17 protein-coding genes are annotated in these 20,792 nt (G+C 76.1%); 8 read left to right on the top strand and 9 right to left on the bottom strand.

All coding sequences use genetic code 11. The features are described 5' to 3' along the window. The first annotated feature begins 171 nt into the window (after positions 1 to 171). From CP969_RS05295 to CP969_RS05285, 3 genes are all read left to right on the top strand, one after another. Positions 172 to 1,680, top strand: a complete 1,509-nt coding sequence (locus tag CP969_RS05295) for a helix-turn-helix domain-containing protein (RefSeq protein WP_016827577.1) — start codon at positions 172 to 174, stop codon at positions 1,678 to 1,680. A gap of 445 nt (positions 1,681 to 2,125) precedes the next feature. Then, the gene (locus tag CP969_RS05290; RefSeq protein WP_004992038.1) at positions 2,126 to 2,362 is read left to right on the top strand and encodes a hypothetical protein; all 237 of its coding nucleotides are present in this window, start codon (positions 2,126 to 2,128) and stop codon (positions 2,360 to 2,362) included. A gap of 383 nt (positions 2,363 to 2,745) precedes the next feature. Then, the gene (locus tag CP969_RS05285; protein ID WP_016827578.1) at positions 2,746 to 4,404 is read left to right on the top strand and encodes a catalase; all 1,659 of its coding nucleotides are present in this window, start codon (positions 2,746 to 2,748) and stop codon (positions 4,402 to 4,404) included. A gap of 4 nt (positions 4,405 to 4,408) precedes the next feature. Here the strand turns inward: CP969_RS05285 and CP969_RS05280 are convergent, their stop codons facing one another. After that, positions 4,409 to 5,296, bottom strand: coding sequence for a fructosamine kinase family protein (locus CP969_RS05280; protein ID WP_016827579.1), 888 nt, complete (start codon positions 5,294 to 5,296; stop codon positions 4,409 to 4,411). 155 nt (positions 5,297 to 5,451) lie between these two features. Here CP969_RS05280 and CP969_RS05275 point away from each other — a divergent pair, with 155 nt between their 5' ends. From CP969_RS05275 to CP969_RS05260, 4 genes are all read left to right on the top strand, one after another. Then, complete coding sequence (locus CP969_RS05275) at positions 5,452 to 5,775, top strand: hypothetical protein (RefSeq protein WP_004992045.1); 324 nt, start codon at positions 5,452 to 5,454, stop codon at positions 5,773 to 5,775. A gap of 232 nt (positions 5,776 to 6,007) precedes the next feature. Further along, entirely contained in the window at positions 6,008 to 6,541 is a 534-nt protein-coding gene (locus CP969_RS05270; RefSeq protein ID WP_026085403.1) for a DoxX family protein, read from the top strand. 92 nt (positions 6,542 to 6,633) lie between these two features. Next, entirely contained in the window at positions 6,634 to 7,197 is a 564-nt protein-coding gene (locus CP969_RS05265) for a hemerythrin domain-containing protein (RefSeq protein WP_026085404.1), read from the top strand. 454 nt (positions 7,198 to 7,651) lie between these two features. Further along, on the top strand, positions 7,652 to 8,893 hold the full coding sequence (locus tag CP969_RS05260; RefSeq protein ID WP_016827582.1) for an MFS transporter: 1,242 nt from the start codon (positions 7,652 to 7,654) through the stop codon (positions 8,891 to 8,893). A 191-nt stretch (positions 8,894 to 9,084) separates the two neighbouring features. Here CP969_RS05260 and rfaE2 read toward each other — a convergent pair whose 3' ends face one another. From rfaE2 to CP969_RS05225, 7 genes are all read right to left on the bottom strand, one after another. Beyond that, positions 9,085 to 10,491 carry a D-glycero-beta-D-manno-heptose 1-phosphate adenylyltransferase gene (gene rfaE2 / locus CP969_RS05255; protein WP_109539431.1) on the bottom strand — a complete coding sequence of 469 codons (1,407 nt, stop codon included), beginning with the start codon at positions 10,489 to 10,491 and terminating at the stop codon, positions 9,085 to 9,087. Further along, entirely contained in the window at positions 10,488 to 11,120 is a 633-nt protein-coding gene (locus tag CP969_RS05250) for a D-sedoheptulose-7-phosphate isomerase (RefSeq protein ID WP_016827584.1), read from the bottom strand. Before CP969_RS05250 ends, rfaE2 begins: the two co-directional genes overlap by 4 nt. A gap of 132 nt (positions 11,121 to 11,252) precedes the next feature. Then, the gene (locus tag CP969_RS05245) at positions 11,253 to 12,494 is read right to left on the bottom strand and encodes a glycosyltransferase (RefSeq protein WP_026085405.1); all 1,242 of its coding nucleotides are present in this window, start codon (positions 12,492 to 12,494) and stop codon (positions 11,253 to 11,255) included. Positions 12,495 to 12,603: 109 nt separating this feature from the next. Then, positions 12,604 to 13,671, bottom strand: a complete 1,068-nt coding sequence (locus CP969_RS05240) for a glycosyltransferase (protein WP_150474897.1) — start codon at positions 13,669 to 13,671, stop codon at positions 12,604 to 12,606. After that, complete coding sequence (locus CP969_RS05235; RefSeq protein ID WP_016827587.1) at positions 13,668 to 15,332, bottom strand: carbamoyltransferase family protein; 1,665 nt, start codon at positions 15,330 to 15,332, stop codon at positions 13,668 to 13,670. Before CP969_RS05235 ends, CP969_RS05240 begins: the two co-directional genes overlap by 4 nt. A 73-nt stretch (positions 15,333 to 15,405) precedes the next feature. Beyond that, positions 15,406 to 16,368 carry an NAD-dependent epimerase/dehydratase family protein gene (locus CP969_RS05230; RefSeq protein ID WP_004992051.1) on the bottom strand — a complete coding sequence of 321 codons (963 nt, stop codon included), beginning with the start codon at positions 16,366 to 16,368 and terminating at the stop codon, positions 15,406 to 15,408. A gap of 287 nt (positions 16,369 to 16,655) precedes the next feature. Further along, positions 16,656 to 17,180 carry a hypothetical protein gene (locus tag CP969_RS05225; protein ID WP_004992053.1) on the bottom strand — a complete coding sequence of 175 codons (525 nt, stop codon included), beginning with the start codon at positions 17,178 to 17,180 and terminating at the stop codon, positions 16,656 to 16,658. A 174-nt stretch (positions 17,181 to 17,354) separates the two neighbouring features. On the opposite strand from CP969_RS05225, the gene CP969_RS05220 reads away from it, so the two are divergent. Next, positions 17,355 to 18,644 carry a cytochrome P450 gene (locus CP969_RS05220; protein WP_016827589.1) on the top strand — a complete coding sequence of 430 codons (1,290 nt, stop codon included), beginning with the start codon at positions 17,355 to 17,357 and terminating at the stop codon, positions 18,642 to 18,644. Positions 18,645 to 18,824: 180 nt separating this feature from the next. Here the strand turns inward: CP969_RS05220 and CP969_RS05215 are convergent, their stop codons facing one another. Continuing rightward, positions 18,825 to 20,201 carry an alpha-lytic protease prodomain-containing protein gene (locus CP969_RS05215; protein ID WP_016827592.1) on the bottom strand — a complete coding sequence of 459 codons (1,377 nt, stop codon included), beginning with the start codon at positions 20,199 to 20,201 and terminating at the stop codon, positions 18,825 to 18,827. Positions 20,202 to 20,792 lie beyond the last annotated feature (591 nt).

Here is a 20,792-nt window from a genome sequence, read left to right as displayed (position 1 = left end):
TCACCGAGCTTATGCCGTCCGGGAGGGGCGGGCCGCGGGCTCCGGACCGCACACGCCGGGCCGTGTCCCGTCGCCCCGGGGCGGACGCCCGCCCGGGCCGGGTCCCGGGCGCGGGTGGGGTAACGTCCCTGACCTGGGCCGGGACGGCGGACGAACGAGGGGAAGGCCGAGGTGACGGACGACGACGGCGACCGGTGGACTCAGGCGTCGGCCGGCGAGCGTTCGACATGGGCGCAGGAACTGCTCGAACACCTGCGGCCGGCCGGACGGGACGTCCGCAGGGTCGTCGACTGGCTGGCCGGCACCGTGCGGGCGGCGGTGTCCCTCCAGGACGCCGCCGGCACGCTCGTCGCGGGCACCCGGCTGCCGCTGGGCGAGGCCCCGGTCGCCGACATCACCTTCGGCCGGATCGCCTCCGCGGCCTGGGAGGGGGAAGGGCGCCACCTGCGCCTGGTGAAGGTCGGGCACCCCTCGCGGACCTGTGTCCTGGCCGTCTCCCGCGACGCCCCCTTCGACCGGAGCGCCTCCGACGTCGTCACGCACACCGCCCAGGTGATCGAACTCCTGCTGACCGCGCGCGAGTCCACCGCGGCCGGGCACCGGCTCCGGCGGGCCACCGCCGATCTGCGGCTGGCGATCCTGCAGTTGCTGATGGTCGAGGACACCGTCGCGGCCCGCCGGGTCGCCGCGGGACTCTGGCCGGGCCTGCTCGACGCCGACACGGCGTGCGTCTACGTCGTCGAGTCCGACCCGGGCCGGCGCGACCGGCTCGCGGAGGAGTGCCTGAACGCCACGCAGGAGGAGGCCCTGGTCGTGCGGTGCCCGGCCATGGACGGACACGTGATCGTCGTCAGCCCCCGCGAGGCCACCGCCGGTGAGCTGCGGTCGCTGGTCGGACGGCATCCGGACACCTTCCTCGGCGGCAGCGCCCGGCAGAGCCTCGCCCGGACCGCCACCGCGTACGGACAGGCCGTCAGCGCGCTGGCGGTGGCGCGCTTCCGGACGGACAAGACGGCGGTGTACGCCGAACGCACCCACCCCGAGCGGCTGATCGACCCGGGGGCGCTGCGCAGTTGGACGGCCCAGCTGCTGCGCCCGCTCGACGCGCTGCCGCACCACACCCGCGCCGAACTCCTCGCCACCACCCGGCTCGGCCTGGAGTTCACCGCCGTCAGCGCGGCCAAGGTGCTCGGCGTCAGCCGCAACACCGTGCGCGCCCGCATGGAACGCGTGGAGACCATGCTCGGCGCCGACTTCGACGACCTGACCGCCCGTGCCGTCGTGCACCTGGCCCTCCACACCCAGATCAACCTCCTGGACGGGCAGGCGGGTACGGACCCCGGTGCGGCCACCCCGCACCTCGCCGACCTGCTGGCCGCCCCCGCCGTGCGCGCCTGGGCGCAGGACCTGCTGGGCCGGCTGGACCGGGACACCCGGAACCTGCGCCGCACCCTGCGCACCTGGATCGCGGCCGGAGGCAACGCCGAGCGGGCCGCGCAGGCCCTGGGCGTCCACGCCCAGACCGTCCGCGAACACGTGCGCAGCGCCGAGCCGGTCCTCGAACGCCAACTCCTGGCGTCCGGAACCGACCTGTACGAGGTCGTCCTGGCCCATCTGGCGGTGGGCGGCCTGGAACAGCCGGTGCTCACGGGCGCGCCCCGGACGGTCCCACCCGGCTGAACCGCCGGTGCCCGCCTTCGGTCCGCGCGTCCCGCACGGGACGAAGCCGGGCCTTTCGGACGCGGTTGTGCACGGATGAGTCCTCGGGCCGCCGCAGTGGGCATGGGCGCGATACACACGCCGGACCCGGTCCGCATAGGTTTCGAGGCGACGCGGGGGCACGACCGGAGCGGGGGACCGGTCGGCGCCCCCGCGGTGTCTCGGCCGCGCGGCCGCCGCGGGACCCGGACGGGGGCGGTGGGTCCTTCCTCCCGGTGGCCCGCGCCGTCACCGGCCGCCGCCCGGTGCGCCGGTGCGCGCCCCGCCGTCCCGGTGACGGCCGCTCGTCGACGCCGTGTACCTCCGGTGCGGACGGGTACCCGACCGGCGCTGTGGAGGCCCGCCGCCCGGACCTCGCGGACCGGTGCGGGCGGGCCCGTGACGAAACCGCGGACAGGAGGCCCTCATGGCCAGTGAGACGGAGACCGGCGGCGTGACCGGTACGCAGGACAAGGACTACAACCTGATCTGGTACGTGGAAGCGTGCCTGAGCAACGCGCTGCGCCTGGAGAGCTACATCCAGGACGCCGAGCGTGCCAAGGACACCGAGGTCGCCGACCTCTTCCGCAAGGCCCAGGCGGACAGCCGCAAGGGCGCCGAACTGGGCAAGGGACTTCTGCGCGCACGCCTCGACGGCGGCTGAGCGCGCGGTTTCCCGGGCCCGGACGCCGTGGACGCTACGGTGGCCGGGCCCTTCGCCGCCCCGGCCCCGCCGCACGTCCCGGCCCCCGTCCTGACGGGGGCCGCGCCGTTCCGATCGGTCACCCTGCGTGAGCGGTCGCGTGCCCCGAGTCGCCGCCCGAGGAGATCCACGGCAGCATGGCCCTCGTACGCACACCAGCGACGGAACGTGCGCGACGACCCGTGCGCCGCCCGGCCCGGCTCGTTCGAAAAGAAACCGCCGTGGTGTGAGTGACGCCGCGGCGCCGGGTACCCGGGCCGTCCGCCACCACCGGCCGGCGGGCGGAACCATCATGTCCCGGTTCGCCCGCCGACCGGCCATGAGCAGCCGAAGGAGCCCATGACATGACGGACGTTTCGAGCCAGGGCCCTGCTCCCGGCGACGACCGCAAGGTACTCACCAACCGGCAGGGCCATCCGGTCTACGACAACCAGAACCAGCGGACGGTCGGCGCCCGCGGCCCGGCCACGCTGGAGAACTACCAGTTCCTGGAGAAGATCAGCCACTTCGACCGGGAACGCATCCCCGAGCGCGTGGTGCACGCCCGCGGCGTCACCGCCTACGGCTACTTCGAGGCGTACGGGAAGTGGGGCGACGAGCCCATCTCCCGCTACACCCGGGCCAAGCTCTTCCAGGAGCAGGGCAAGCGCACCGACCTGGCCGTCCGCTTCTCCACCGTCATCGGCGGCCGGGACTCCGCCGAGACCGCCCGCGACCCGCGCGGCTTCGCGGTGAAGTTCTACACCGAGGACGGCAACTGGGACCTCGTCGGCAACAACCTGGGCGTCTTCTTCATCCGGGACGCGATCAAGTTCCCGGACGTCATCCACGCCCTCAAGCCCGACCCGGTCACCTTCGAGCAGCAGCCGCGCCGCATCTTCGACTTCATGTCGCAGACGCCCGAGTGCATGCACATGCTGGTCAACCTGTTCAGCCCGCGCGGCATCCCGGCGGACTACCGTCACATGCAGGGCTTCGGCGTGAACACCTACAAGTGGGTCAACGCCGAGGGCGACACCAAGCTGGTCAAGTACCACTGGATGCCCAAGCAGGGCGTGCGCAGCATGACCGCCGAGGACGCGGCGAACGTCCAGGCCGAATCGCTCGGCCACGCCACCAAGGACCTGTACGAGGCGGTGGAGCGCGGCGAGTACCCGGAGTGGGAGCTGCTCGTCCAGATGATGGACGACCACGACCACCCGGAGCTGGACTTCGACCCGCTGGACGACACCAAGACCTGGCCCGAGCAGGACTTCCCGCCGAAGCCGGTGGGCCGGATGGTGCTGAACCGGATGCCGGACAACTTCTTCGCCGAGAACGAGCAGATCTCCTTCGGCACCGGCGTCCTCGTCGACGGCCTGGACTTCTCCGACGACAAGATGCTCGTCGGCCGGACCTTCTCCTACAGCGACACCCAGCGCCACCGCGTCGGTCCGAACTACCTCCAACTGCCGGTCAACCAGGCCAAGAACGCCGAGGTGCGCACCAACCAGCGCGACGGCCAGATGACGTACCACCAGGACGGCGCCGGCGAGAACCCGCACGTGAACTACGAGCCGTCGATCACCGGCGGCCTGCGGGAGGCCCAGTACCCGACCCACGACGACCAGGGCCCGGAGATCCGGGGCCGGCTCACCCGCAAGCGCATCCCCCGCACCAACGACTACCTGCAGGCCGGCCAGCGCTACCTGCTCATGGAGGACTGGGAGCGCGACGACCTGGTGAAGAACTTCATCGACCAGCTCTCCCAGTGCGACCGGCCGGTGCAGGAACGCATGGTGTGGCACTTCCTGCTGGTGGAGAACGACCTCGGCCGCCGGGTCGGCGAGGGCCTCGGGATCATGCCGGAGGACGTCGCCCACCTGGAGCCGCTGGCGAGCCAGGACCTCACGGACGAGGACCGCAAGCGGCTGGCCAACCTCGGCGACAACCCGCCCCGCAACGTGGAGGGCCTCACCATGACCCACTGCGTGCCCGACGAACGGCACGTGGTGACCCGCTGAGCGCTCACCCGGCCAGGGCCGACCGCGCCGCGGCGAGCGCCTGCTCGGCGTAGCCGCGTCCGAACAGCACGGCGTGCACCAGCAGCGGGAACAGCTGGTGCACGCCGACGCGTGTCTCCCACCCGTCGGCGAGCGGCGCCGTCTCCCGGTAACCGGCCAGCACCGCGTCCAGGTGGGGGCAGCCGAACAACCGGAGCATCGCGAGGTCGGTCTCCCGGTGCCCGCCGTGCGCCGCCGGGTCGATCAGCCGGACGTGTCCGTCGGCGCCCCAGAGCACATTGCCGTTCCACAGGTCGCCGTGCAGCCGCGCGGGCGGCTCGGCGGGCCCGGCGAGCTCCGGCAGCCGCGCGCAGGCCCGCTCGACGACACCCGCCTCCCCGGGACGGACGACGCCCCGGTCCACCGCCGTGCGCAGATACGGCAGCACCCGGTGCTCGGCGTACCAGCGGGGCCAGTCGTCGCCGGTGACGTTGCGCATCGGGGCGAGCCCGATGAACGCCTCCACCGGTCCGCCCGGCGGCGGCGCCCCGAACGCGGGCGCGCCGGCGGCGTGCATCCGGGCCAGCGCGCGGCCGAACCGGACCGCCGCCTGCCGCTCGGGCCGCCCCCGGACCACCCGGTCGACGACCAACCGGTGCGCGTCGTGACCGTGCACGGCCGGCACCCGCACCGTCCCCGTCCCGGCCAGCCAGCGCAGCCCCGCCGCCTCGGCCCGTGCCGCGTCCGCGCCGTCGGCACGCTTGACGATCACCACCCGGCCGTCGTCGAGGGCGACCTCGGTGAGCGAGCCGGACAGCGCGCGCTCACCGGTGACCGCCCGCCCGGTGAACCGCGTCGCGACGGCCCCCGGCCCGTCGCCGTCCCGGGCGGCCGAACCGGCACGGAAGGTCATGGGCGGGACTCCTCACACACACGCGCGGGCGGGACGGACACGGCCACAGGGTACGGGCCCCGCGCGCCCGACACCCGCCGCCGTCCGGTCACGCGGGACGGTGAAAACCCGCCGCCCGCCGATCGAACGGGACCGGTCCGGGGGAGCACTCCGGCATGACGAGTTCATCGTTCCAGCGCACCCTCACCCTGCCCGCCTCCGTGTGCGAGCAGGCCGTACCGCACCTGGAGCAGGCCGCCCGGCGCACCGTCGACGGAGCGGGCATCCCGCTGAAGGCGTTCCGCGCGGCCGCCGACAACGACTACACCTTCCCGGTCTCCGTGGTGGAACAGGCGGCGGCCTGCCTGCTGGTCCTGGCCACCGAGACCGCCCAGACCGTCCGTCCCTCGGCCCTGCGCGCCACCATCTCCGTCGCCCTGTGCCTGCGCGACGCCGTCCAGGCGGTCCACCGGCCCGCGCTCACGACCCGGTTCTGGTGAGGCGCCCGCCACCGCCTTCGTGGCGGGCGCCGGCCCGTCCGCGGTGGTGGTCCGGAGCCGGCCGGAGCAGTCCGCGCAGGGCGGGGCGGACCCGCCCGCACGGGCCCGCCCCGCCGCTCGCACGGGCCACCGGACCACGGGCCGCCGCGTCGCCGGGCGGGGCCCGCCGCATGGTCCCCGTCCGCAGGGGAACCCGGCGCCCTCCACCACCGACACCCCCCAGGAGAAGGTCATGAGTCTGTTGCGCGTCGTCGGCCGCCCGATGCTGGCCTCGATGTTCGTCGCGGGCGGGCTGGAATCCGTCCGCCACCCCCAGCACGTCGCCCCGGCCGCCGAGCCCGTCGTACGGCCCGTGGCCGACCGCGTCCCGCTGCTGCCGGACAGCACCGAGCAGTCCGTGCGCCTGAACGGCGCCGTCCAGGTCGCGGCCGGGCTGCTGCTGGCCACCGGACGCATGCCCCGCTCCGCCGCGCTCGCGCTCGCCGTCACGCTCGTGCCCACGACGCTCGCGGGGCACCGCTTCTGGGAGGAGGAGGACCCGGAACAGCGGGTCCAGCAGCGCATCCACTTCCTCAAGAACCTGGCGATGCTCGGCGGGCTGCTGATCGCCGCCGGCGACACCGGCGGCGCCCCCTCGCTGCTGTGGCGGAGCCGGCACGCCGCCCGCGGTCTGCGCCGCGAAGCCCACCTCGCCCAGCGCTCCTTCCGGGCCGGGGCCCGCCCCGCCGCGGCGGCCGGCCGGATCCGGGCCGCGCTGCCCCACTGACGCGCCCGACCGCGTTAGGCCTCCGGAAGGCGGGGGACCCGTGGGGCCGGGTGGGCCCGGCCGGGCGCCACCGCGAACCGGAGGTGAAGGACATGGGACACGGCGGAAACGTCATCGACGAGCTGGTGACCGACCATCGGGAGGTCGAGGAGCTCTTCGGGAAGATCGAACAACTCCCGCCCGGCCACAAGGACCGCAAGCTCTACGCCGACCAGGCCACCATCGAACTGATCCGGCACTCGGTCGCCGAGGAGGCGTACCTCTACCCGGCCGTGCGCGAGCACGTGGAGAACGGTGACGCCCTGGCCGACAAGGAACTCGAGGACCACGCCACGGCCGAGCAGATCATGAAGGACCTGGAGGGCTGCGACGCGGGCGACGCCGAGTTCGACCGGCTCATCGGCATGCTGATGAGCGAGATCCGCGAGCACGTCGAGGACGAGGAGCAGAACCTGTTCCCGAGGCTGCGCGCCTCCTGCCCCCCGGACGCGCTCGACCAGCTCGGCGAGAAGGTCCGGCAGGCGAAGAAGACGGCCCCGACCCGGCCGCACCCCGCCGCTCCGGACAAGCCCCCGGCGAACAAGCTGCTGGCACCGGGAGCCGGCATGGTCGACCGGATCCGTGACGCGCTGAGCGGACGCGGCAAGTCCGTCTGACGCGCGACGGTACGCGCCCGGTACGCGAAGGGGAACAGAGGAATACCGGGACACCGGCGGAGGGGCCCGTCACCCAGGTGACGGGCCCCTCCGCCGTGCGTGCCCGCGCCCCCGCGTCCGGCTGCTGTGATCAACCCCACTCGCCTCCCCAAGTGCCCGGCAGGAAGCCACCTTTGGGCGTGCGCGCCACAGGAGCGCCCGGGCGTCCGGAACCGACTCGGCGGTCCCTTCTGCCACGATGGTCCGCGCCCTGTCCCGGTGACGGGAGCCGCCGCGCAGCGCAGCCGGCGTTCCGCTCCCCGCACCCTCCCGCAGAGTCCTCCGACTCGTCTCCGAGTAGCGCACTGTGTCTTCCTCGCCCACCCCTGCCCCGTCCACCCCTGCTCCGGCGCCCGCGGCACCGGCCGCCGAGGCCGCGTCGCGCTCGCCCTGGCGGTCCCTGAGGCACCGCAGCATGCGCTGGTGGTCCGTCGCGAACTTCGTGTCCAACGCGGGCACCTGGATGCAGCTCACGGTCCAGAACCTGCTGGTCCTGCAGATCACCGGGTCCGCCGCCGCGACGGGCCTGTCCATGTCCGTCCAGGCCGCGCCGGCCCTGCTCATGAGCGTCCTGGGCGGCGCGGCGGTCGACCGGTGGCCGCGGAAGCTGACGGCCGCCGTCAGCCAGGCACTGCTCGCCGCCCTCGCGTTCACCACGGCCCTCCTGGTGGCGCTGGACCGGCTCGACATGACGTCCCTGATGGTGCTGGCCGCCGTCACCGGCGTCGTCGCCACCGTCGACAACCCGGCCTGCGCCCTGCTGGGCAACGACCTCGTCCCGGCCGAGGACGTGCCCTCCGCCATCGGAGTGGGCGCGCTGGTGTTCAACGCGGGCCGGCTCGCGGGCGCCGCGCTCGCCGGGGTGACGGTCGGGCTCCTCGGCACCTCCGCCGCGTACTTCGCCAACGGGTTCTCCTTCCTCTTCGTGACCGCGGTCATCCCGTTCCTGCGCCCGGCGCCGGGCGCGGCCCGGCGCGTCGCCCAGGAGAGCGGGCGTGCGCGGCAGGGCATGACCGTGCGGGAGGGGCTGGCCTTCTTCGCGCGCCGGCCCCGCCTGCTCGCCCTCGCCGGGGTCACCGGGATCAGCGCGGTCTTCGGCCGCAACTACGGGCTCACGCTCGCCGTCCTGGTCACCGGGCCGCTCGCGGGCGGCGCCGGGGCGTTCGGCACCGTGTCCACCGTCCTCGCCGTCGGCGGAATCGTCGGCGCGGTGCTCGGCGCGCGGCTGCGCAGGCCGTCCGTGCGGCTCGTCGGCGCCCTCGCGGCGGCGGGCGGGCTGCTGCAGGTGGTGGCGGGGTTGTCGCCGTCGCTGGTCGTGCTGCTGGTGCTCGTCCTGCCCATGGCCGTCGTCGAGTCCGTCTCCGACACCGCCGGAACGGCCGTCCTGCAGACCGACCCGCCCGCCCATCTGCGCGGACGCGTCCTGGGTGTCTGGGGGAGCGTCGGCACGGTGTGGAGCCTGGGCGGCCCGCCCGCCCTCGGCCTGCTCATGGAGCTGGCCGGGCCGCGCGGCGCCCTGATCGGCGGCGGACTGATCATCGCCGGGGCGATCGGAGCGGGCCACCTGCTGCGGGGCCGGCGGACCACCGTGCCGGTGAGGCTGCGGACGGAGGAGGGCGACACGGCCGGCCGGGCCGCACTGGAGACGGCCGCCTGACCCGAGCGGTCCCACCCGGCGCGCGGAGGTCCCCGCCCCGGCTCACGGGGCGAGGACCCGGACGGTCTCCCGGAGCCCGGGGACCGGCGCGTGCCTCTCCGGCTCTCCCCCCGGCCCCCTTCCCGTCCGGCCGCGGGCCGGAGGCCTCCTCGGGAGGCCGGCCGCCACCGGGCGGGCGGTCGTCGGCCCGGTCATGAGCCGGAGGCCCGCAGGGCCACCGTCGCGGCCTTCGCCGCCCTGCGGGCCAGGAGGGTCGTGGAGCGTCCGTCGAGGTAGGGCAGGACGACCGCCTGGCCGCCCCAGGTGCGCAGCAGCGCCGCCTCCGGCAGGTCCTGCGCGGAGTAGTCCCCGCCCTTGACCCACACGTCGGGACGCAGTCGCGCCAGCACCGCCTCGGGCGTGTCCTCCTCGAAGACCACGACCGCGTCCACACTGCCCAGCGCGGCCAGCACCCTGGCCCGGTCCACCGCCGGGTTGAGCGGGCGGCCCGGGCCCTTGCGGCGGGCGACGGAGGCGTCGGAGTTGAGGCACACGACCAGGCAGTCGCCGATCCGCCGGGCGCTCTCCAGCAGGCCGACGTGGCCCGCGTGCACCAGGTCGAAACAGCCGCCGGTGGCGACCACGGTGCCGCCGCGGGCCCGGACGGCCTCCGCCAGCTCGAACGCGTCGGCCGCCGGATCCTGCGCGGGACCGGGGGCGGCTCGCGGCCGCCACAGCTCCGGGTTCCCCGCCCCGCCGGCCGAGACGAAGGCGGCGGCCTCGGCGACCGCCCGTTGCAGCGCCTCCTCGGGAAGCAGGCCGTCGGCGAGCGCCGCGACCGTCGTCGCGGCGAAGCAGTCGCCCGCGCCGCACGGGTCCCCCTCCGCCCGGAAGGGGGCCGGGATCAGCATCGGCGTCCCCCCGCCGGGCCGGGTCAGCAGCACCCCGCGGTCGCCGAGCGTGACGGCGACGCCCGCGGCCCGCCAGCGCGCCGCCAGCTCGGCCCCCCGCTCGGCGTACGCGCCCAGCGACGACCCCCCGGCCCCGGGGCACAGGGCCAGCGCCTCCGCCGCGTTGGGGGTGACGAGGCGCGCCCCCGGCACGGGCGGATCGCCCTTGGGGTGCGGGTCCCACACCAGGGGGGTGTGCCGGGCCACGGCCCGCAGGTGCGCGCGCACGGCCCCGGCGGTGTGCCGTCCGTAGTCCGCGACGAGGACGGCCCGTGCGCTCGCCAGCACCTCCCGCACCGCCTCGTCCGGTTCACCGGGCGCACCGCCGCCCCGGTCGATGCGCACCACGGGCCGCCCGCCCGCCAGCACCCGGGTCTTCACCGGCAGGGTGCCGTGCAGCGGGAGCTCCAGCAGCCGGACCCGGCCGCTCAGCCCCCGGCGCACGGTCTCGCTGGCCGGGTCGTCGCCGAGCGCGGTCACCAGGACCACGTCCCGGCCGCCGCGGGCCGCGAGCACGGCGGCCAGCCCGGCGCCGCCGGGGTGCCGCCGGTCGCCGGTGACGTCGACGACCGGGGCGGGGGCGTCCGGGGCCAGCCGGGTGGCGACCCCCTCGATGTCCTCGTCGAGCAGCACGTCGCCCACCACGGCGAGGGGCGCGGGCCCGGTCATGACGTCCTCCCGGGGGTGGCCGCCGTGCGCCGCGCGAGGGGCGTGGACACGACGGTGTCGAAGCACTCGCAGAGCAGGTGCACGGCGACGAGGTGCGTCTCCTGGACGGTCGCGCCGGTGGCGGCGTCCACGCACAGCGCCTCGTGGGCGGCCTCGGCCAGCGGGTTCGGGCCGGGGCCGGTGAGGGCCCACACGTGCAGCCCGGCCCGCCGGGCCGTCACCGACGCCGCGACCAGGTTGGCGCTGCGGCCCGAGGTGGACAGCAGCATCAGGACGTCGCCGGGCCGCCCGTGGGCGAGCACCTGGCGGGCGTAGACGTGGTCGAAGCCGTAGTCGTTGCCGATGGCGGTGACGCTGGAGGTCTCCGCGTGCAGGGCGAGCGCCGAGTAGGCGTGCCGCTCCCGGCGGTAGCGTCCGACCAGCTCGGCGGTCAGGTGCTGGGCCTGGGCGGCGCTGCCGCCGTTGCCGGCGGCCAGCAGCCGTCCGCCGCCGGTGAGGACGGTGGCGAGGCGGTCGCCCCAGTCGGCGATCCGGGGCAGGGCGTCCCGGCGGAAGCGGCCGAGGGCCTCCTCCAGCGACCGGCAGTGCAGATGTGCGGCGTCGAGCGCGGGGTGAAGGTGTTCGGTCATCCTTGTTCGGGCACACCGCCTCGGCGAGGACGGCGGCGGGACCCGCACCTCCTTTCGGGCTTTCGGGCTCTCGGGCTTCGGACGTCGGAGGTCCGACGGGATCGGTGGCCGGCGGGGTCGGCGGCCGGCGGGTCAGCCGGTCGCGGCGGGTTGCGTGTCGAGCACCTCGCAGTACGCCGCCTCGGTGGCCGCGGCGATCCGCGCCCAGTCGTAGCGGCCGAGGACCCGGCGGCGGCCGGCCGCCCCGCACGCCGCGCGGGCCGCCGGGTCGGCCAGCAGCCCGGCCACGGCCCGGGCCAGCGCCCCGGGGTCGAGGGGCGGCACCAGCCGGCCGGTGCCCGGGTCGGTGACCGTGTCGAGCTGTCCGCCGACTGCGCTGGCCACCACCGGACGGCCGCAGGCCATGGCCTCCAGCGGGACGATGCCGAAGGGCTCGTAGTCGGCGGGGCACAGCACCACGTCGGCGGAGCGCAGCAGCGGCGGCACCCGGTCACCGCCCACCCCGCCGATGAAGCGGACCCGGTCGGCGACCCCGGCGTCCCGTGCCACGCCCCGCAGCCGGCGCACCTCCGGGTCGTCGTCGAGGAGGTCCCGGGGCGGCCCGCCGGCCACCACCAGCTCGGTGCCGGGCAGCCGGGCCAGCGCGGCGATCGACACCGCGGCGCCCTTGCGCGGCACCAGCCGGCCCAGCTGCAGCAGCCGGTACCGGTGCGGGCCGCGCGGCGCCGCCGGGCCCAGCGGCGTGAACCGGCCGGTGTCGACGCCGCACGGCACGACGACGGTCCGGTCCGCCGGCACGCCCATCCGGGCCAGCTCGGCGACCTCGTCCCGGCAGGTGGCGACGACGCGGTCGCAGCCGAGGCCCACCTCGATCTCGCAGGCGATCCGCTCCGGCGGGCTGGTGTCGGCGCGTCCCTGGTGCCGCCGCTTCACCGTGCCCAGCGCGTGGTACGTGTGCAGCAGCGGCAACCCCAGCGTCCGGGCCGCCCGCAGCGAGGCCAGACCCGACATCCAGTAGTGCGAGTGCACCACGTCCGGGGGACGCGCCCGCCACACCCGGGCCAGGTGGTGCCCGAAGTCCTCCATGTACGGCAGCAGCCGGTCCTTGGGCACCGGTTCCGGCGGTCCCGCGGACACGTGGTGCACCTCGACGCCCGCGCGCAGGGGCACCCGGTCGGGCAGGTCCGGTGCGTCCCGGCGGGTGTGGACGGTGACGCGGTGGCCGCGGTCGGCGAGCGCTCCGGCCAGGGCGGCGACATGGACGTTCTGCCCGCCGGCGTCCACCCCGCCCAGCACGGCGAGCGGGCTTGCGTGCTCCGAGACCAGCGCGACGGACAGCACGCCGGGAGGGAGGGGATCGGGGACCGGGGTCATGAGCACACCTCCGTGATCGGGCGTTCCCGGTCGGCCGGGAACCGCTTGGGCCCGTACCGTTCGAGGGCCGCCTGCCGGACCGCGCGCCGTTCGCGAGGGGCGGGGCGGGTCATGAGCGCAGCCGTTCCCCGGCCACCGGGCGGTGCGCGGACCTCGGGTCCCCGGTCCGCCGCGCGGCGTGGGGCGGTGCGGCGCGGTGGACGAGCCGGCCGCGCAGCCAGTGCCAGGCGGCGGCGGGCGGGACGAGCGCACTGGTGAGCACCACGGTGACGATCTCGTTCCGGGTGCGCGGCCCCGGCAGGATCCGGGCGAGGGCGAACTCGGCGGTCCCCGCCAGCCACCCGGCCGCGCACGCCGCCGCGGCGCGCGGCCGGCCGGACAGGGCGCAGCCCACGGCCGCCAGACCGGCCGACGCCACCGCCAGATGCGCCGGCAGACGCCCCCGGGGGACCTCGGCCCGGCGCCACCAGCCGCGTCCGTGCAGCCGGGTCAGCAGCACGTCGTCGGCGATGCCCGCCTGGAGCCGGACGGAGCCCCAGCGTCCGGCCGGCCGCACCGGACGCGTGGTGGTGCGGCGGCCCTCGGCCAGCGTCCACCCGGCGTCGAGCACCCGCAGGGCGAGGTCGGCGTCCGCCCGGAACGCCCGCCGGAACCGCTCGTCGAAACCGCCCACGGCCTCCAGCACCCGGCGGCGGTACACCAGGTCGGCGGTGGTCCAGCGGGCGCCGGCGAGACCGGCGGCGCCGCGCTCCGCGTCGGTGGGCCGGCGGTCCGGCGGCAGCGGCACCTCGATCCGGGCGGCGATCCCGGCGGTCGCGACACTCGCCCCGGCGAGGTCGAGGGCGAGGTCGTCGGCCCAGGTGGGGCCGGGGACCACGTCGTCGCCGAGGAAGACGATCCACGGCACGTCCCCGGCCGCCCGCCATCCGGCGTTGCGCGCGGCGGCCGGCCCGCGCCCCCCGCCGGGAACGACGACGGTGCGCGAGCGCAGGGACGGCGGGACGGCGGCCGCCGGGGACGCGCCGGAGGGGTCGGACCGGTCGTCGACGACCACCACCCGCACCGGCCCCGGCCCGTCGGACCCGGCCAGCGCGCGCAGGCACGCACCGAGACCGGGACGCCCCGGCGTCGGCACCACCACCGCGTACTCCCCGCTCGGGGCGGCGGACCCGGTCACCGCGGGCCCTCGCCGTCGCCGGTGCGGAAGAGGCCGCCGCGCCGGATCGCGTACGGGCCGATGGCCAGCAGGTCGACGGGGGAGGAGCCGAAGCACTCCAGGGCGTCGCGCGGGTCGTCCACCATCGGCCGGCCCGCCGTGTTGAGGCTGGTGTTGACGACCACGGGCAGCCCGGTCAGCCGCTCGAACTCGCTCAGCATCCGCGCCACCAGCGGCTCCTGCGCGGGGTCGACCGTCTGGATGCGGGCGGTGCCGTCGACGTGCACCACGGCGGGGACGCGGTCCCGCCAGGCGTCGGCCACGTCGTGCACGAACAGCATGTACGGGCTGGGCAGCGGACCGTCGAAGATCCCGGCGGCCCGGTCGGCGAGCACCATCGGCGCGACCGGCCGGAACTGCTCGCGGCCCTTGACGTCGTTGAGCCGCTCCAGGTTGCCCGCGTGCCCGGGGTGCGCCAGCAGGGAGCGGTGGCCCAGTGCCCGGGGGCCGTACTCGCTGCGTCCCTGGAACCAGGCGACGATGCCGTTGTCCGCCAGCGTCCGGGCCACGGTGGCGGCGATGTCCGCCGGCCGCTCGAACGGCACGGCCGCCGTCTTCAGCCAGGCTCCCAGCTCCGCGTCGGACCAGTCCCGGCCGAGGTCGGCGCCGGTCATCGGCTCGGGCTCGTCCCCGGCGCCGGCGGACAGCAGCAGGGCGCCGCCCAGGGCGGTGCCCGCGTCACCGGCGGCCGGCTGCACCCACACCCGGGAGAAGGGGCCCTCGCGGGCGATGCGCGAGTTGGCGACGCAGTTCAGGGCCACGCCCCCGGCGAGGGTGAGCACCCGGTCGTGGGTGCGGCCGTGCAGCCAGCGCACCAGGTCCAGCAGGGTCTCCTCCAGCACGGCCTGCGCACTGGCGGCGACGTCGGCGTGGTCCCGGGTCCACGGCTCGTCCGGACCGCGCGGCGCGCACAGGTCGCGCCAGGGCACTCCGGTGGCGTGGAAGCCGCCGTCACCGGTCGGATACACGTACCGGCGCAGTTCGGGCAGCATGCGCGGGGTGCCGTGGGAGGCGAGGGCCATCACCTTGAACTCGTCGCAGGAGCGCAGGAAGCCGAGGTGCTCGGTGAGTTCCTCGTAGACCAGGCCGAGCGAGTGCGGCAGGTCCTGCGCGTACAGGGGCTCGAGCCGGTCGCGCACGCGGCGGGCGGCGAGGTGGGAGGCGCGCTCGCCGCGGCCGTCCAGCACCAGGACGGAGCAGTCCTCGGCGTCCGGCGCGGCGAAGGCGGCGGAGGCGGCGTGCGCCGTGTGGTGCGGCACGAAGCGGACGCGGCCGGGGTCCAGACCGGGCAGCGCGGTCCGCAGGAAACCGGGGGCCTCCCGTGCGTAGGTGAGCCGCAGGTGGTCCCACGGGTCGTCCAGGCCCATCGCGTCGGCGGGCCGGGCGAGGGACGGGTCGAAGGAGTAGGCGACCGCGTCGAGGTCCTGCGGGCGCAGCCCGGCCCGCTTCAGGCACCAGGCGGCGGCCTTCTCGGGCAGCTCCCAGGCGGAGAACGGCAGCGGTCGCTTGCCGTGCTTGCGGCGGGAGAACCGCTCCTCCTCCGCCGCGGCGACGGTCCGCCCGTCGACGACCAGGGCGGCGGCGGGGTCGTGGAAGAGGGCGTTGATTCCGAGGATGCGCATGGGCGGGGCCTTTCGCGGAAGGGGGCGGCCGGTGCGGCCGCGGTGCCCGTGGGCCGGCTCGCAGCGGCCGCGGTCAGTGGTCCGCCTCGGCACGGAACCAGGCGATGGTGCGCCGCAGTCCTTCCTCGGCGTCCACCTCCGGCTCCCAGCCGAGCTTGTCCAGGGCCAGCGTGATGTCCGGACAGCGCACCGCCGGGTCGTCCACCGGGCGTTCGACGAAGCGGATCCGCGACTCGGAACCGGCGAGCCGGACGACGAGGCGGGCCAGGTCCAGCATGGTGATCTCGCCGGGATTGCCGATGTTGACGGGGCCGCGCATCCCGTGGGCGGCGGCCGCGAGGACGCCGGCCACCGTGTCGTCGACGTAGCACAGCGACCGGGTCTGCCGCCCGTCCCCGGTCACGGTGAGGGGCTCGCCGGCCAGCGCCTGCCGGACGAAGGTCGGTACGGCACGGCCGTCGTGGCCGCGCATCCGCGGGCCGTAGGTGTTGAACAGCCGCACGATGCAGGTGTCGGTGCCGTGGGTCTCGGCGTGGGCGGTGGTCAGCGCCTCGCCGAAGCGCTTGGCCTCGTCGTAGACGCTGCGCGGGCCGACCGGGTTGACGTTGCCCCAGTAGCGCTCGTTCTGCGGGTTCTGCTGGGGGTCGCCGTAGACCTCCGAGGTCGAGGCCAGGACGAAGCGGGCCCCGGCGGACCGGGCGAGCCGCAGGGCGTTGCGGGTGCCGAGGCTGCCCGTCTCCATGGTGTGCAGCGGCAGCCGCAGGTAGTCGGCGGGGGAGGCGGGGGAGGCGAAGTGCAGGACGAGGTCGGGCGGCCGCCGGACCGGCAGCTCCTCGGCCACGTCGGCCCGCACCAGAGTGAAGCCGGGCCGTTCGAGCAGCGGGGAGACGTTCTCCGGCCGACCGGTACTGAAGTCGTCCACGCAGGTGACGGCGGCGCCCGCGTCCAGCAGGGCGGCGCACAGGTGGGAGCCGACGAATCCGGCGCCGCCGGTGACGACGGCGTGCTCCCAGTTCCGGGATATGGCAGTGGTCATGTCGCTCAGCCCTCCGTCGGAGGCGTCGGAGACCGGGCCGGCCGGGTGCCTTCGGCACCGAGCCGGGCCGGGCTGCCGGGCCCTGGGGTGTCGGGCACCCCTGGGGGCAGCGTGGGCCGACGGCCGGGTCACGGCACGGTCGTGTACTGCAAACCGGTGAATCACGGAGCGTGACGACGGCTGCCGGACCGTTGTTTCCGCAGGTGGGGCGGTGTGACGGAGCATCCGCGGTGCGCGGTGGGCGAAGGGCGAGCATTCCGCCCGGCACGGGCGGGGCGACCCGGGGCTCAGGCGATGAGGGTGTGGTCCGGGTCGAGCCGGTCGAGCAGGCCGCAGTGGTGGAGCCCGGCCACGGGCGCGAGCAGGTCCGGGTGGCGCAGCAGGGCCGCCGCGCCCCGGTCGGCCTCGTCGGGGTCGAGCAGCCGCCGGAACTCGGTCGGCAGACCGTCCGCGTGCTCGCCGCCCCGGGCGAGCGCGGCCACCGCGCGGGAGGCCAGTTCCGGGTCGGTGAGCAGGCAGGCGGCCCAACTGGCCACGACCTCGTCGACCCAGGTGCGCCAGGCGTCCGCCGCGACGCCGTCGTCGGCGTCGGCGCCGGTGACCCAGTCGAGCCGCGCCGAGCCTCCCGGGCCGGCCAGCTCCAGCAGGGCCGCGTCCATCGCCGTCGGGTACCTGAGCCACGCCGCGACCGTCACGGCCTGCCGTGCCTGCGCCTCGCACAGGGCGGAGGCGAGCGCACCGCCGGGGGAGGGGAAGGAACGGGTCAGCCACTGCGCGGTCGCCGCGATGACCGGAGAGAGATCTGCTTGCACTGCCGGACCGTCCCGATGAGTGAGGTAAGGGGTACCTAACTAGAACGGTAGTCCCCGGTCCGCCCGTCCCGACGTGACCCGCGCCTCGTTCGGCACGTGGTCTCGGACACACCCGTTCGGGCGGACCGCCCGCTCCCGGAGTGTCCGGGCGACCCGGCGGGGCACCCGGCGGCCATGGACGTACTCAGCCGCCCCTTGATCGACCGCACCCTGCCGCTGCTGGCCGAGGGCTACGCCTGGCTGCCCAACCGGATGCGCGACAGCACCGGCCCCGTGGTGCGCACCCGGCTCCTGGGCCGTCCCGCCCTCGCGCTGCGCGGACCGGAAGCGGTGCGGTTCTTCTACGACGAGCGCAACGTGCGCCGGCACCGCGCGATACCCGAGCCCGTGCTCGCCACCCTGTTCGGCCACGAGGCGGTGCACACCCTCGACGGCGACGCCCACCGCGCCCGCAAGGCCCTGTTCCTGCCGCTCCTGACCCCCGACCGCGTCGCCGGGACGGTCGAGCGGGTGACCGAGGCCTGGGACGAGGCCGTACCGGAGTGGAGCCGGCGCGGCTCCGTCGTGCTGTTCGACGAGGCGAGCACGGTGCTCACCCTCGGCGCCCACCGCTGGGCCGGGATCCCGCTGGACGACTCCGACGCCGGGGCGGTGGCCCGCGACATGATCGCGATGGTCGACGGCTTCGCCACCGCCGGACCGCGCCACCTGCGGGCCCGGCGCGCCCGCGCCCGCCAGGAGGACCGGCTGGCCCGGCTGGTGCGGGACGTGCGGTCCGGCGAGGGCGCCGCCCCCGCGGACTCGATGCTCGACCTGGTGTGCCGGCACCGCGACGCGGACGGTGAGCCGTTCGACGAGAAGAAGGCCGCGGTGGAACTGCTCAACGTCGTCCGCCCGACGGCCGCCGTCGCCTGGTTCGTCGCCTTCACGGCGCACGCCCTGCACCGGTGGCCGCAGCACCGCGCGCCCCTGGCGGCCGGTGACCCGGCGTTCACCACCGCGTTCGCGCACGAGGTGCGCCGCTTCTACCCGTTCGCGCCGTTCCTCGGCGGTCTGGCCGCACGGGACCTGATGTGGCGGGGGGAGTGGATACCCGCCGGAGGACTGGTGGTGCTCGACGTGTACGGGCAGAACCACGACGAGTCGCTGTGGGGCGACCCGTACGCCTTCCGCCCGCAGCGCTTCCTCGAACGGCCCGCCCAGCGCGACGAGTTGATCCCGCAGGGCGGGGGCGACCCGGCCACCGGACACCGCTGCCCCGGTGAGGGCGTCACCCTCGGCGTGCTGGAGGCGCTCGCGGTGCGGCTGGCCCGGCTGGAGTACACGGTGCCGGAGCAGAACCTCACGATCCCGCTGAACCGCGTCCCGACCCGCCCGCACAGCGGAGTCCTCCTGACCGGCGTGCGTCCGCCGGCCGGCCGGAGCGAGGCCCGCGTCGGCCGTGGCGCCGAGGCGGTCCGGTAGGCGGGACCCGGCCCGCACGCTCCTCGCGGTGCCGCGCCCCCGGACCCCCGCCGCGGCCCGGGGGCGGAACAGTACGTCCGCCGCGCCGAGGAGCGCCCGCCGGATCCGGTCCCGCCCGGCGACGGGCCGGCGCCGGCCGCGGCACGAGGCCGCCGCCGCGGGACCGCCCCGGTCAGGGGGTCACAGGCGCTGCCACAGGGCCGGTGTGCCGGCGGGCGCCCACGCGCCCTGGGCCTGGTGGGTCTGCAGGCACCGGTAGCGCACGCCGTCGCGGGTCACCGTGGCCCCGGTCTCGTAGACGCGGCCCGAGGTCCACTCCTCCCGCGCGGTGCCGTCCTGCGGGGCCGGTGCCGTCGTCCGCGCGGCGGTCGTGGTCAGCGTGAGCCCGAAGTCCGCGAGGACCGGGTTGACCGGCTGGTAGAACGTCGTGCCGCCGTCGGTGCAGTCACCGGAGCCGCCGGAGGTGACGCCCTGGGCCTGGGAGCCCGCGAGGTACGGCCCGCCGGAGTCGCCCGGCTCGGCGCACACCGTCGTCCGGGTCAGTCCGTCGACCCTGCCCTCCGGGTAGCTGACGCTCGTGCCGTGCTGCTCGATGGTCCCGCAGCGCCATCCGGTGGTCGAGCCGGAACGGCACACCGCCGCCCCGACGAGCGCCTGCGCCGAGCCGGTGACCTGCACCTCCTGACCGTCCTGCGCCTTGACGTCGGGGGTGGCCGTCCACTGGTCGCCGGTGGCCACCCACGCCATGTCCTTGCCGGGGAACGTGGAGGCCCGGAAGGTGCCCTGCGCCGTCCGGTCGTACCCGGTCGTCGTGTCGCCGGGGCGGCCGCAGTGGCCGGCGGTGGCGAAGCCCGGCCGGTCGTCCCGGGTGACGGAGAAGCCGACGGAGCAGCGCGTGGAGTCGTTGACGTAGAAGGCGTCACCGCCGGTGATGTCCTGCAGCAGGCGCGGCCGGGCCGCCGTCATGCGGATCCCGACGTTCTCGTCCTCGAGCCCCGCGGCCTCGACGAAGGAGGCCCCCGCCTCCCGGCTCGTCGCCTGCACCACGAGCCGGTTGTTCGGTACGTCGACGTACCACACCGGCGTGTCGAGGGTCTGGACGCGGTCGGCCGCCGCGTCCAGCTTCCTCTTGGCTGCCTCGAGGTCGGCCAGCGTCCGCTGCACGACGGCGGCCTTCGCGCCCTGCGCCTCGATGGCCGGGACGTCCCCGGTGTCGGTGGTCGCGACCGTGAGTTCCTGGGAGGTGTCGCCGCGCACCCAGGCCCCGGCGAACCGGTCGCCCAGGGAAATGCGCAGCCGGCCCGCGCGGGTGCCCGCCTCCGCCTCGTTGACCAGCCGTTCGGACGCCTGGTCCGGCGTCAGGTCCAGGTCGCGCCGGAGGGCTTCGAGCAGATGCGGCGACGGCCGGTCGGCACCGAGGGTCTGCGCGGCACTCGGCGCGGCCCCCGCCCCCGGCGCGGGATCGGCCGTGGCCGCGGAGGGGAGGCCGGCGAGGACGAGGGCGCCGATCGCGGTCACGGCCGATCGGCGCGCCGCCCCGGCATGTCTGTGGGCCATTCGCTACGTCTCCTTCGTTCGGGTGAAGCCGCCGCGCGCCTGCGGGAGGCGTCGGCATCCCCTAGGCCTTGCCCACGGAGTCGGGGGTGATGTGACGAACAGTGAACTTTCGCGCTTTGGTGGGTGAAGGGGCGTCATGTGCAGTAATCGGGGCATGGCGGGAGACGTCCCGGGGCATCGGGCGGGCCGCGGCCCGGGCGAGCCGGTCCCGGTGACGCAGGAGGCGGCCGTGGAGAGGGGAGCGCCGGGGGCGGTCAGGGCCGGGACGATCCGGAAGCCGGCCGGCGCGGTAGCCGTCCCGGGCGTCCGTGGGGGCCTCACCGCGGTGTCCGGGACGAACTCGCGCCGCGGGAAGCGCACCTGCTGGGGCATCACGTTCCACGGGGCCGTGGCGGCGGCCCGTCCGTCGGTCGGCCGGCGCTCCCGGGCGTCCCCGGTGAGGGTGCGCGCCCGGGAGTGCCGGCCGACCCGGGCCCGGGGGTGTGCGGTCCGTCGTCGTAGGCCCGGTCGGAGCGGTACCGGCGGGGGTCGAGGACGCCGAACCGGGCGAGCGCGCCCCGGCGCGGTCTGCGGTACGGCCGGGCGGCCCGT

It is taken from the genome of Streptomyces viridosporus T7A, assembly GCF_008704515.1.
GTDB classification, from domain to species: Bacteria; Actinomycetota; Actinomycetes; order Streptomycetales; family Streptomycetaceae; genus Streptomyces; species Streptomyces viridosporus.
The sequence above is the reverse complement of the archived record's forward strand: the minus strand, read 5'-3'. Positions and strand labels throughout refer to the sequence as shown.